13 protein-coding genes are annotated in these 12,404 nt (G+C 65.4%); 7 read left to right on the forward strand and 6 right to left on the reverse strand.

The features are described 5' to 3' along the window. Positions 1 to 8 precede the first annotated feature (8 nt). From CSW57_RS12825 to CSW57_RS12835, 3 genes are read left to right on the forward strand one after another with little or no spacing between them, the layout of a single operon-like run. The gene (locus CSW57_RS12825; protein WP_099383077.1) at positions 9 to 893 is read left to right on the forward strand and encodes an SDR family NAD(P)-dependent oxidoreductase; all 885 of its coding nucleotides are present in this window, start codon (positions 9 to 11) and stop codon (positions 891 to 893) included. Continuing rightward, positions 890 to 2,899 (forward strand): flavin-containing monooxygenase, encoded by a 2,010-nt coding sequence (locus CSW57_RS12830; RefSeq protein WP_099383078.1) that lies wholly within the window; start codon positions 890 to 892, stop codon positions 2,897 to 2,899. Before CSW57_RS12825 ends, CSW57_RS12830 begins: the two co-directional genes overlap by 4 nt. Further along, on the forward strand, positions 2,896 to 4,599 hold the full coding sequence (locus CSW57_RS12835; protein WP_099383079.1) for a 3-ketosteroid-delta-1-dehydrogenase: 1,704 nt from the start codon (positions 2,896 to 2,898) through the stop codon (positions 4,597 to 4,599). The genes CSW57_RS12830 and CSW57_RS12835 overlap by 4 nt, the downstream gene beginning before the upstream one ends. A 55-nt stretch (positions 4,600 to 4,654) precedes the next feature. Here the strand turns inward: CSW57_RS12835 and CSW57_RS12840 are convergent, their stop codons facing one another. After that, positions 4,655 to 5,470, reverse strand: coding sequence for a mycofactocin-coupled SDR family oxidoreductase (locus tag CSW57_RS12840; protein ID WP_099383080.1), 816 nt, complete (start codon positions 5,468 to 5,470; stop codon positions 4,655 to 4,657). A gap of 277 nt (positions 5,471 to 5,747) precedes the next feature. On the opposite strand from CSW57_RS12840, the gene CSW57_RS12845 reads away from it, so the two are divergent. From CSW57_RS12845 to CSW57_RS12855, 3 genes are all read left to right on the forward strand, one after another. Continuing rightward, positions 5,748 to 6,296, forward strand: a complete 549-nt coding sequence (locus CSW57_RS12845; RefSeq protein WP_099383378.1) for a flavin reductase family protein — start codon at positions 5,748 to 5,750, stop codon at positions 6,294 to 6,296. A gap of 84 nt (positions 6,297 to 6,380) precedes the next feature. Beyond that, the gene (locus CSW57_RS12850; RefSeq protein WP_223249223.1) at positions 6,381 to 6,584 is read left to right on the forward strand and encodes a hypothetical protein; all 204 of its coding nucleotides are present in this window, start codon (positions 6,381 to 6,383) and stop codon (positions 6,582 to 6,584) included. 105 nt (positions 6,585 to 6,689) lie between these two features. Further along, positions 6,690 to 7,598, forward strand: a complete 909-nt coding sequence (locus CSW57_RS12855; RefSeq protein ID WP_099383082.1) for an alpha/beta fold hydrolase — start codon at positions 6,690 to 6,692, stop codon at positions 7,596 to 7,598. Between the two features lie 67 nt (positions 7,599 to 7,665). Here CSW57_RS12855 and CSW57_RS12860 read toward each other — a convergent pair whose 3' ends face one another. Continuing rightward, a complete protein-coding gene (locus CSW57_RS12860) occupies positions 7,666 to 8,367 on the reverse strand; it encodes a Dabb family protein (RefSeq protein WP_099383083.1) in 702 nt (233 codons plus the stop codon). Continuing rightward, entirely contained in the window at positions 8,360 to 8,707 is a 348-nt protein-coding gene (locus CSW57_RS12865) for a hypothetical protein (protein WP_099383084.1), read from the reverse strand. The genes CSW57_RS12860 and CSW57_RS12865 overlap by 8 nt, the downstream gene beginning before the upstream one ends. 197 nt (positions 8,708 to 8,904) lie before the next feature. On the opposite strand from CSW57_RS12865, the gene CSW57_RS12870 reads away from it, so the two are divergent. Continuing rightward, positions 8,905 to 9,522, forward strand: a complete 618-nt coding sequence (locus tag CSW57_RS12870) for a PadR family transcriptional regulator (protein ID WP_099383379.1) — start codon at positions 8,905 to 8,907, stop codon at positions 9,520 to 9,522. A 36-nt stretch (positions 9,523 to 9,558) separates the two neighbouring features. Here CSW57_RS12870 and CSW57_RS12875 read toward each other — a convergent pair whose 3' ends face one another. From CSW57_RS12875 to CSW57_RS12885, 3 genes are all read right to left on the reverse strand, one after another. Beyond that, positions 9,559 to 10,335, reverse strand: coding sequence for an IclR family transcriptional regulator (locus CSW57_RS12875; RefSeq protein WP_099383085.1), 777 nt, complete (start codon positions 10,333 to 10,335; stop codon positions 9,559 to 9,561). 133 nt (positions 10,336 to 10,468) lie between these two features. Beyond that, the gene (locus CSW57_RS12880; protein WP_099383086.1) at positions 10,469 to 11,677 is read right to left on the reverse strand and encodes an NADH:flavin oxidoreductase; all 1,209 of its coding nucleotides are present in this window, start codon (positions 11,675 to 11,677) and stop codon (positions 10,469 to 10,471) included. A gap of 88 nt (positions 11,678 to 11,765) precedes the next feature. Next, a complete protein-coding gene (locus CSW57_RS12885) occupies positions 11,766 to 12,335 on the reverse strand; it encodes a TetR/AcrR family transcriptional regulator (RefSeq protein ID WP_223249224.1) in 570 nt (189 codons plus the stop codon). Positions 12,336 to 12,404 lie beyond the last annotated feature (69 nt).

The raw sequence follows: 12,404 nt of genomic DNA on the forward strand, positions 1-12,404 counted from the left end.
GCACAACGATGGGTGCTGTTGCACAACAGCGGTTCTCGACCGGTACGGCGGTGGTCACCGGCGCGGCCGCGGGCATCGGGGAGGGACTTGCGCGCCGGCTGGCATCTCTCGGAATGACGGTCGTGGTCGCCGACATCGACGCCGACCGCGCTGCCGCGGTCGCGGCCGACATCTCCTCGGGAGGGGGGCGGGCCGAAGGGCAGGGCGTCGACGTCGGCCGCCCCGACGAGGTCGAGGCGCTGACCGAGTCGGTGTTCGACCGGCACGGCAGCGTCGAACTGTTGATCAACAACGCGGGAATCGAATCGGCGGGTCTGCTCTGGGAGATCGACGATGCACGGTGGCGACGTCTCATGCAGATCAACGTCGACGGGGTGTTCTATTGCCTCCGATCCTTTGTGCCGCGGATGATCGCGGCGGGATCACCGGCGTGCATCGCGAACATGTCTTCGGTCGGCGGGCTGAATGCGGTTGCGGTGCAGGGCCCCTACATCGTCAGCAAGCATGCGGTACTCGCGATGACCGAGTGTCTTCACCAGGATCTCTCGATCGTCGGCGCTCCGATCCAGGTCAGCGCGATCATCCCGCACTCGGTCCGCAGTCAGATCTTCCTCGCTGCCCAGCGGGAGGCGCCGACCGACAACCCCACCGCCAACGCGGTGTTCGACGCCATGCAGCGAGACAACGAGACCAAGGGCCTCGACCCGCTCGATGCCGCCGAGCACATGATTGAGCAGATCGCCAAGGGCGAATTCTGGATTCACTCCGACGACGAGATGTGCACGGCTGCGGCGCAGCGTCGTGGTCGCCAGCTCCTCGACCTACTCCCACCCCCAGACCCACGAGACATGCTCACCCGAATGGGTGTGCCTCTCCCGGAAGGCAAACCATGACCGAGACCACCTCCGCCGGAATGTCACTCGACGGAATCGAACCCGACGGGTCCCGAATCGATCCGGATGCGCTTCGTGACGTGCTCGCGGAGTGTGACCCCGCGCCGTTGCTCATGTCACTCGTGCACCTGACCGGCGATACCAACCTTCTCGGCGAGTTCGGCTCGCGACTCGAGTACTCCCGTCCCGGAACGCATTACGGGACACCGTCGCCGAACGCCCTGCCGGCCGGTCAGTATCCACAGGACGTGGCCGACGACATTCGGGCCCGGGCCCACGAAATACTCACCGGCCCCGATCTCGCGACGCAGCTCGATGTGCCCGCGCCCGACCTGTTCGCCGCGATGGCCCGAGTGGCCACCTCCCAGGAGGTCGACGAGGAGTTCATCCCCCTCCTGCGCGAACAGGCAGGGTTCGTCACCGACGAGCGGCACGTGCCGGTGACCGTGACGCCGCCGACCGACTTCGAGGTGATCGTCGTCGGTGCCGGGATCACCGGTATCAACGCCGCGATCAAGTTGGGTGAGGCGGGCTTCTCCTACACGGTCTTCGAATCCCGTGACGAGATCGGTGGCACCTGGACACGCAACACCTATCCTGGCGCCGCAGTCGACACACCGAGCCACTACTACTCGTACTCCTTCGAGCTGAATGCGAACTGGTCCCGGTACTACCCGACCGGACCGGAGTACCAGCAATATCTGCTCGACGTGGTCGAGAAGCACCGGCTACGCGAGCACATCCGGCTGAAGACCTGGGTCCAGTCGATGACGTGGTCCGAGGAGGACCAGATCTGGGAGGTCGTGACCCGCGACCGCGCCGGTCTCATGGAGCATCACCGGGCGAAGGCAGTCATCTCGGCGCTGGGAATGCTGAACACGGCCAACGTCCCCGCCGTTCCCGGTCTCGACACCTTCGGTGGACGCGTCATTCACACCGCCGAGTGGGACGCGGGCCTGAATGTCACCGGCAAGCGCGTCATCGTGCTCGGCACCGGTTGCACGTCGGTGCAGGTCGTCGCCAGCATCGTCGACAGGGTGTCGGCCCTCGACGTGGTCGTCCGCACCCCGCACTGGATCGTCCCGGAGCGTACCGTCGTCCACGACGTGCCCGCCGGACAGCGCTGGGCGCTGGAACACCTCCCGTTCTACAACCAGTGGTTCCGTCTGCGCTCCTACTGGTTCGCCTCGGACAACCTCTACCGACTGCCGCGGGTCGACCCCGAGTGGGCAGCGACCCACTTCTCCGCATCCGTGGAGAACGACATGGTTTTGAAGAACGCCCAGAAGTACCTGCAGGACAGCTTCCCGGATCGTCCCGATCTCATCGAGAAGCTGACACCGGACTTCCGGCCCTACGCCAAACGGATCGTCAAGGATCCCGGTTTCTACGCCGCACTGACACGGGACCATGTTTCGCTGCACCGCGCCTCGTTCGAGCGGGTGACCCCCGAGGGGGTGCACACCACTACGGGCGAGTTCATCCCGGCCGACGTGATCGTCCTGGCCACCGGTTTCACGCTCGATTTCACGACGAAGATCGACATCGTCGGGCGACACGGTAAGAAGCTGGCCGACGTGTGGAAGGGCGGCGAGGACCCGCGCGCGTACAAGGGCGTTCAGGTGACTGGCTTCCCGAACCTGTTCGTGACCTCTGGCCCGAACTCGGCACCGAACCACGGTGCGGGACACAACATCACGAGCGAAGAACAAGTCCACTACGTGGTGGAGTGCCTGCAGTACCTCCTAGAACACGGCTACGCCTCCATGGATGTGCGGCAGGACGTGCTCGACGACTACAACGCGGAGGTCGACAAGGCCCTCGACGAGACGGTCTGGGTCCACACCGGTGGGCCGGTCAACAGCTACTACCGCAACAGCAGTGGACGGGCCATCGTTCCGTGCCCGTGGCGCCTCGTCGACTACTGGACCATGATGCGCGAACCCAACCCCGCGGACATGACGTTCGTGGCCGCCGCCGTCGCCGCAGCGGAAGCGGTCCGATGAGCGCACCCTCCGCACACACCGTTGACCTGCTGGTCATCGGTGCCGGCACCGGTATGGCCGCCGCACTTGCCGCGCACGAGATGGGTCTGAGCAGCCTGGTCGTCGAGAAGTCGGAGTACGTGGGTGGTTCGACCGCCCGCTCCGGCGGCGCGTTCTGGATTCCCGGCAACCCGGTACTCTCGCGCGAACAACCCGAAGACACGACCGAGGTTGCGGCGACCTATCTGGACTCGGTCGTCGGAGACACCGCGCCACGCGAGCGAGGCGCGGCTTTCCTCGACCATGGTTCGGCGACGGTCGAAATGCTCTCGCGCACGACACCGATGAAGTTCATGTGGGCAACGGGCTACTCGGACTATCACCCGGAGTTGCCGGGCGGCTCCGCGGTCGGTCGGACCTGTGAGTGCAAGCCGTTCAATGCGGCTCAGCTCGGACCCGAACGCGCGCGTTTGCGTCCGGGTCTGATGGAGGCGTCGCTACCCATGCCCGTCACCGGTGCGGATTACAAGTGGCTCAATCTGTTGACCAGCGTGCCGCGTAAGGCGTTGTGGCGTGCTGTGAAAGCGCTGTCCATCGGGGTCGGCGGACTTGCTCTCAGGAAGGAGTATGTGGCCGGCGGTCAAGCTCTGGCCGCGGGCCTGTTCGCCGGAGTCGTGCGTGCTGGGATTCCGGTGTGGACCGATTCGCCGTTGCTGCGGCTGCTCTCCGATCAGGGTCGGGTGACGGGTGCGGTGGTGTCCCGCAACGGCGTCGAGACGGTCGTGCACGCTCGTCAAGGTGTGGTCTTGGCCGCCGGCGGATTCGATCACGACATGGAGATGCGTCACAAGTTCCAGTCCGATCAGTTGATCGACGGGGTCAGCTTTGGTGCCACGACGAACACCGGCGACGCGATCAAGATTGGCCAGGAGCTCGGAGCCGGACTCGCGTCGATGGACCAGGCGTGGTGGTTTCCCGCGGTGGCGGCGGTCCCGGGCGGGTCGCCGTCGGTCCTGCTCGCCGAGCGGTCGTTGCCGGGTTCGCTCATCATCGACGCCTCGGGTCGCCGGTTCATCAACGAAGCCGTCGACTACATGAGCTTCGGCCAACGCGTGCTAGAGCGTGAACGCGCCGGTGACCCGGTCGGGGAGATGTGGCTCGTCTTCGATCAGAAATACCGGAACAGCTACGTCATGGCGGGCGGTCTCTTCCCCCGGCAACCGTTGCCCCAGAAGTGGTATGACGAGGGCATCGCGGTGGCGGCCGAAAATCCGCGCGACCTCGCGGTGCGGATGGGGGTCGATGAGTCCCGGTTCGTCGACACCTTCAACTCGTTCAACGCCGCTGCCGATGTGGGTGTCGACCATGCCTTCGGCAGGGGTGCGAGTGCGTACGACCGCTACTACGGCGATCCGACCGTCACGCCGAACCCTAATTTGCGTGCCCTGCATCGCGATTCGCTCTACGCGGTCCGGGTTGTGCTGAGCGATCTGGGAACCTGTGGTGGTTTGCGTGCCGACGACCGAGCACGTGTTCTCCGAGAGGACGGCTCGGTGATCGACGGTCTGTACGCCATCGGCAATTCCGCCGCCAACGCATTCGGCTCCACCTATCCCGGCGCCGGCGCGACGATCGGTCAGGGGCTCGTCTACGGGTACATCGCCGCACTCACGGCCGCCGGGCGTTTACCGGAGCCTGCGAAAGTTATCACTGACAACTGAACAGCGAGAACGGCCCCGATGACCAGTCATCGGGGCCGTTCTCGTGTTCAGAGTGTTAGCGAGCGTTGAAGCCCGCGTCGACGGGGAATGTCACACCGGTGATGTACTTGCCGGCGTCGCTGACCAGAAAAGCGATTGCGTTGGAGACGTCGATCGGATCGATGAACGGCACCGGCATGATGTTGCGGACCGCGTCGAAGTCGGCGTTCGGATCGCTGTAGAACTGTTCGATGATCGGATTCTGGATCATCGGGGTGGCCACGCCCGTGGGGTGGATGGTGTTCACCCGGATGTTCTGCGGGCCCAGCCAGTTGGCGTAGTTGCGCATCAGGCCGACCACGCCGTGCTTGGCGGCGGTATAGGCCGCGTTCACCCCACCCATGCCGCCGGTGCCTTTGAGGCCCTGGCTGGAGCTGGTGATCACAATCGACCCGCCCTCGTTGGCGAGGAGGCTGGGCACCGCTGCGTCGACCGTGTTGTGGACACCGTTGAGATTGACGTCGATGACGTCCAGGAAGGCTTCGTGGGTGTTCACGTTGACGCCCAGAGGCATGATGCCCGCGTTGGCGAGCACGATGTCGACACGTCGACCGAGGGTCTCCTCGCCGCGTGCGAGCGCTGACGACACCGCTTCTGGATCACGGACATCGCCTTGCGATGCCACGATCTTGCCGCCGGCCGCCTCGACCTCCTTGATCGTGATGTCGAGGTCGTCCGGCGTCGACATTGCGTACTCGACCGTGGAGATCTGCGCGCACAGGTCGAGCGCGATGATGTCGGCGCCCTCACTCGCGAGTTTGATCGCGTGACTGCGGCCCTGACCCCGCGCGGCACCGGTGATGAAGGCTACTTTGCCATCGAGCGTTCCCATTGCTTCCTCTCGGTCCCGACTACGTGATTGCTCATTGTGGTTGCTGTTCCCCTGGCGGACAGGAGTTCTGCGCACCAGGGGCGGTCCTCCATAGAGGAGGATTTCGGTAAAACTACGAGGAAACGGAGGCCGGGCCAAGACGGGTTCCTGACCAGCGGGACGGGCCCGGGAGCGCGGCGGCTGAATGTCCGTCCCGGCCAACGGGAATCAGGACGCGCATGACGATCGCGAGAACTATGGTCCATCACATCGGTGTCGACGGGAGGAGATGGGCGTGATGGCATCAGTTCCGGATCGGGCGGCGCGCACGGACGCTGACGGGGGTGCCGGTTTGCCGGAGGTCGACGGACAGCTCATGCGTCGGGTGCTCGGCCACTTCGCGACCGGTGTGGTCGCGGTGACCGGTGTGGACCCGGACACCGGGGAACCGACCGGTCTGGCCGCCAATTCGTTCACCTCAGTGTCGTTGGACCCGCCGCTGGTCGCGTTCTGTGTCGCGCAGACGAGTTCGTCGTGGCCTCTCGTCCGCGCGTCAGGGCGGTTCACCATCAACATCCTCGCCGAGGCGCAGGAGCATATCTGTCGTCAGTTGGCCGCGCGGGGGACCGAGAAATTCCGTGGCCTGGGCTGGGATCCGTCGCCATCCGGTGCGCCGGTGCTGACCGGGACCCTGGCCTGGATCGAAGCGGAGATCGAGAACGAACACGAGGCCGGCGACCACACGATCGTGGTGGCACGAGTTCGTCATCTGCACGCCTCCGATCAGGCTCCGCTGCTGTTCTTCCGTGGCCAGTATGGACGCTTGTCCGCGGCACGGGCGGGTTGAGTGGGGAGAAGGGAGAACACCGTGACAATGACGTCGTTGGATTGCAGGGGTTGCGGTCGAGTTGTGCGCGTCGAGAAGTTCAGCGTGGCACACACGTCCGTCGAATGGACCTTCGACGCGCGAGAATGCCCGTTCATCGCCGCGTTGGCGGATTCCGACGCCTTCGGATCGCACTCGCGTCAGTGTGGTCAGTTGCGTCGGACGATCGATCAAGCCGTCGCCGATCACGAACTGACCGAGTCCGTGCTGGAAATGCCGACGGCAGAACAGCTTCCGCGGTTGCACTGAGGCCGGCGCAGTCCTCGAATCGGCCGCGAAGGCTCCGTTCCCGGTGTGTGCCGTTGAACGGGAATGGTGTCTGTCGTTCCGGGATGACGGTGGCACGCTCGTAGGATGATCAACGCAGACATCCGAACCCCAGGTGCCCGAACACCACACGCCCAGAGCGCAAATTCCCCGACCACACCCGAACTCCTCGAACTGCCCACCGAGCACGGTGTGTTGCGGTATCGCGAGGCCGGCGATGGCCCGCCCCTTGTCCTCCTCCACGGATCGGGCCCCGGAGTCACCGGTTGGCGGAACTTCCGCGGAAATCTATCTGCGCTCGCGGCGCACTTCCGGACGTTCGTGCTGGAGCTCCCGGGATTCGGGGTCAGCGACAGCTTCGGTGCTCCTCATCCGATGATGTCTGCGCAGACCGCGGTGACTGCTTTCCTCGACGGAATGGGCCTCGACCGCGTGCGTATGATCGGCAACTCGATGGGTGGGTTCATCGCCACCGACTTCGCGCTGAACTCGCCGTGTCGCGTCGAACGGCTGGTGACCGTCGGCGGCGCCGGGACCAATCTGTACGGTCCGCAACCGGGCGAAGGCATCGTCCGGCTCAGCGAGTTCGTCGAGAACCCGACCCGCGAATCGTTGATCGCCTGGCTCAATTCGATGGTCTACGACCGCTCGCTGATCACCGAGGAGATGATCGAGGAGCGATGGGCGCAGGCGACGGACCCGGAGACGCTGGCGAGTTCGCGCGCGATGTACGGTTCGGCAGCCCTGCAACGAATGGCCGATGCGATGCGGGCCTCGGACGCGACCCCGGGATGGGCGAACCTGCGCAGGCTGGAGGTGCCCACGCTGATCACCTGGGGTCGTGACGACAGGGTCAGTCCCGTGGACATGTCGATCATCCCGATGCGGACCCTGCCCTTCGGCGAGGTTCACATCTTCCCCAACTGTGGCCACTGGGTCATGATCGAGCAGCAGAAGGCATGGGAGTCAGCGGTTCTCGCGTTCCTGACGCGCTGATGCCCGCCTGCGACGGACAGCAAGCGCCCCAAGGGATTCCCGCGGGGCGATTGCCCGTCTCGACGTTCTACCGCGCGGAATCCACCGAACCCGCCAGCTCAGCCGTAGGCACCACAGGTTCGTCGGCGGTGCAGAAACTGTGGCAGACACGGTCTCTCACGATGCACCGTGGGTTCTCTGGGTCGAAGTATGCATCCACCGACGCCCAGTGGATCGGGTGGTCCATGTATTCGCCGAGCAGACCGTCGGTGTCGGCGAACTCCTGTTCCCAGACGTGCGTCCACCGTGAGTCACCGCCCGCCTCGGTCACGTGGCTGAGCTGCCACGCCTGTATCGAGGTGACGTACCGCGGCATGCGCAGGAGCGCACGTTCGAACTCGTTGATCAGTTGGTCCGTGGCCGTCTCGTCCACGCGCAGGAGCAGTATGCGATACACGATCCCCTCCCGCCCGGTGTTCTCCCGCCGGCCCGAATCTCCGGGCAGGCGGGTGTTCGCACCGTGATACTCGACCGAGTTGACTCGAGCGACCGACCCCGCAGAGGTTGCTTCGTCGAAGTCGGTCCGGCCTCGTCGCCACTCCTCCTCGGAATCGAACTGTAGGTGGACGACGAGGTCTCCGCCGTTGCGGACTCCGGCCAGCGTCGGAGACACAAGGGTCCTGCGCGCACCTGTTGCCGAGGCGGCCGAGGTCACGCGCTCGACGATCGCGTCTAATGCCTGTGGGTCGCCGGGGTCGGACAGGTGGATCAGTCGGGTGATCTCATACATCGCAGAGTCCTTCCACGTCGCCTACATCGGCCGCCATGGAACGTGAGCGCTCGACGATCATCGGCGCCACGTCGGTCCACCATTGTGCGGGAGCGGGGTCGTGCCGGGCGGCAACCATGGTCTGCCACCAGGCTCGTGGTCCCGGTACCGACCATGTCGCGGTCACGGTGTTGCTGGCGTCGTCGAGCCAGACCGGTGGGGTGACGATGATCCGGTCCAGGATCAGGCCTCGACGCGCGGCGGCTGGTGCGTACTCATCGAGGTAGGCGGCGACGAAGTCTCGTGCCGCACCGGGTTTGAGGACGACCTGATCGACAACGAAGATGGTTCGGTCGCTCATGAACGGTCACGGTATCGGGCGGGGGAGCGAACTACTGGTCTATCTCCCGGTGGCCGGGAGGTGAGCGGATCGGGACGAATGCGCTCCCGATGGCCGGGAAAGACCACGTCTGGCCGCGAGTAGCCCGTTGATAGTCTCGGCTGGTGAGCGACGATACCCACCCGAACCTGCCGGCGACGAGCTGGGCTGTGCTGGGCATGTTGTCGTTCGGCGAGGAACTGACCGGCAATGATCTCAAGAAATGGGCGGACTGGAGTATCGGCTTCTTCTACTGGAGCCCGTCGGTGAGCCAGGTGTACGCCGAACTGAAGAAGCTCGAGGACCAGTCGCTCGTCGTGTCTCGGAAGGTGTCTGACGAGGGTGTCCGGGGACGGCGCGTCTACGGCATCACCGACACCGGTCTCGACGCGCTGCGCAGCTGGTCTCGTTCAGCCGACGTGGAGATCCCCGTACTGAAACACGGCGTGATGTTACGTCTGTACATGGGGCATCTGCAGACGCCTCAAGTTCTCAAACGTGTTGTGCAGGAACACATCGCCAACCTCCGCGAGACGGCGGAGCGGGCTGCACTGCACGCCGAGCACTCCGAGGCCGAGCCTGGCTGGGCCTTCTCCCAGATGAGCCTGCGGTGGGCGCAGCGCTATTACCAGTCCGAGATCGAGCTCGCGCAAGAGTTGTTGGACGAGATCGACTCCGCCGCCGAGCGATTCGAATCGGCCGCCGACCGCGACCATCGCGGGCTACCGGTCCCGCGGAATCCCGGGGTCTGGCGCGACGTCCCGACCGATTCGAGCGACCCCGCACACACGGGTTGACCGCCCACGCCACGCGGCCGCGAGCGACGACGGGGATCAGCCCTCGGCGAGCACTCGCGCCGCAGTGGGCAATGAACGCATCAGGTTGCGCCGCTGCAGCGTCGGGGTGACCCGGGTACCGTCGCACATGCTGCGCCAGATCGCACCCGCGGTCAGGCGCACCGGGGTGATCATCGTCGAATCGAAAGCCAGGTCACGAAGGGGCCCACACACCGAGACCGCTGTGGTCGCCTCGCCGATCGGTCCGATCGGCGAGGCGATACACCCGAAACCGGCGACGGATTCGTTGCGCTCGAAAGCGATTCCATGCTCGAGGATCAGATCGGCGCCGGGAATCCGGTGCCCGGAGTAGGCGAGCAGTGCCCGTCCCAACGCCGAACGGCGTGCGTCCCGGCGGCCGCCGATGCGGGTGGGTACGAGGGCTGCCAGTCGACCGCCGATTTTGTCCAGGTAGACGACGTCGTCACCGTCCAGGACGGCCAGATGCACCACCATGCCCGTCGTTCGGTACAGCTGGTGCAGGTGTTCGGTCGACGCGGCGTGCACACGGTCCTGGTGAACGGCCAGCGAACCCAGTTCGACGAGCCGGATACCGAGGCTGTAGCTGCGGCCGTCTCGGCTCAACCACCGTAGGGCGACGAGCCGCTCGAGCATCCGATGCGCCGAAGATCGCGGGAGCCCGGTCCGCAGCACGATCTCGGCGAGGCTCAACCGGTCCCGGCCGTCGAAGGCGTCGAGGACTAGCGACAGCCGATCGAGAATCGCGCTCGGCGCAGTTGGAGAATCGTCGACGACCTCGTTCGGAATAGACATGCCGCTCGCTCCTGTTCATGGGCCCAAAAGCCCTGACGTGGCTATTTCTATTAGGAATTGTGCCACAGAGTGCAGTCGATGTGAAACGGCTCACGAAAGGCTACACAGAAACGACGCCTGGTTTTCGTTGGCGTCACGCCTTAGCGTCAGCCACCAGCGGACATCTTGTACCGGTGAAGATGCTCGCCGCGCACAGGTTGCAGTGGATGCACAACGAGGTCGTTGTCAGATCTTTCTGGATGCGGTTGATCAGGTCCGGCTCGCGCAATAGTGCGCGGGCCATGGCCACGAACTCGAAGCCGTCATTCATCGCCGTGGTCATACCGTCGTAGTCGGTGACACCGCCGAGTAGCACGAGGGGCATGGACAGCGTCTCGCGGAACTGGCGCGCATAGTCGCGGAAGTACAACGGCGCGTAGGGGTACTTTTTGAAGACGAGACCGCCGAACAGCTTCATGCCGAGTTTCACGAAGCCCTTCTGGGTGTCGGCCATCGCTTGCGTGGGCACATCGCCCCGGAACAGGTACATCGGGTCCAACAACGACGACCCGCCGGTCAGTTCGATCGCGTCGAGGTGCCCGTCCGACTCCAGCATTCGGGCGAACTGTAGGGATTCGTCGAGCCACAGCCCGCCCGGAACTCCGTCGGCCATGTTCATCTTGGCGATGATGGCGATCTCGCCGCCGGCCGCCTCGCCGACCTCGGCGACGATCCGGCGGGCGAATTCCGCGCGATTGGACAGCGACCCTCCCCATGAGTCCTTGCGACGGTTGATGTTCGGGCTGAGGAAGGAGCTCGCGAGATAGTTGTGGCCCAGGTGGATCTCGACGGCGTCGAAGCCGACGTCCTTGGCGAGACGGGCGGCATCACCGTGCGCGGCGATGACCCGGGCGATGTCGTCCTCGGTGGCGGCGCGGTCGAAGCCCAGCGCCAATGGGTTCGGCCGGGCCGACGGCGCGATGGACGGCAGCCCGTTGGACCGAGAGTTTGCCACCGGGCCGGCATGGCCGATCTGGGCCGCTGCCTTGGCCCCCGTGGCATGGACGGCCTCGGTCAGGCGGAGTAGTCCGGGCAACGCCTCGGGACGCCAATAGATCTGGTCGCGCTCCGTGCGTCCCTCCGGAGCGACGGCAAGGTAGGCGACGGTGGTCATCCCGACCCCGCCCCTGCCCACCGCGACGTGAAAGTCGATGAGTTTGTCGGTCACGAGTGCGTTGCGGGTCACGCCCTCGAAGGTGGCGGACTTGATGACGCGGTTCCGCAAGGTCACCGGGCCGAGGCGGGCTGGTGCCAGGGGGTCAGGGGCTGTGGTCGTGGAAACGGGCGGCGTGATGTCGGACATCGGGGTCTCCTTCTAAACGTGTGGGCTGGGGCTTGAGATCGGGAGAGGGGATCGGGTCGGTTGATGCGGCCGCTGCGGAACCAGGGACTCAGGTGTCTGTGGGGGTGTCCGGGATGCGGATGTCGATCCAGCCGAGCATCGCATCGACTGCGTCCGCGGAATCTCCGTGCGTCCCTGAATCGGCCCACTCCGTGAGCGCCGCGAACGCCGCTGCCTGATACGTGGAGGCGAGAGCACGGCAGACAGCGGGTGGTGCGTGCGGTACGCGCCGACTAATGAATGCGGCCAGTTCGTCGATCCACGGCCGGTAGGCGCGGGGTGCCATCGCGATGAGCTCCGGCTCGTCGGCGATCAGGCGCAACCATGCGGGATTGGCGCGCTGCACACGAGGTTGATGTGACACCGAGCTCACGACACCTGCTCGGATCGCATCGGCAAGCGTGGTGGTGTCCGAGGTCTTGTCCAGGGCGTCGCGTAGTCGGACGGTGGCCTGGGCGACGCCGACCCAGGCGATGTCGGCCTTGGTGGGGAAGTGGCGGAGCAGAGTGCGGACGCTGACGCCGGTGGCATCAGCCAGATCGCGCCAGCTCGTATTGGCGAACCCTCGTTCCCGCCACAGGCGGAATGCCGCCTCGGCGACTGCTCCGGAGTCGATCACCGAGGGTCGCCCGCGGCCGCGCCGGCCCACCTCGGAGGGGGGTCCTGGCGCGTTGTCGACGGGGAACAC

The organism is Williamsia muralis (genome assembly GCF_002735905.1).
Classification (GTDB): domain Bacteria; phylum Actinomycetota; class Actinomycetes; order Mycobacteriales; family Mycobacteriaceae; genus Williamsia; species Williamsia muralis_A.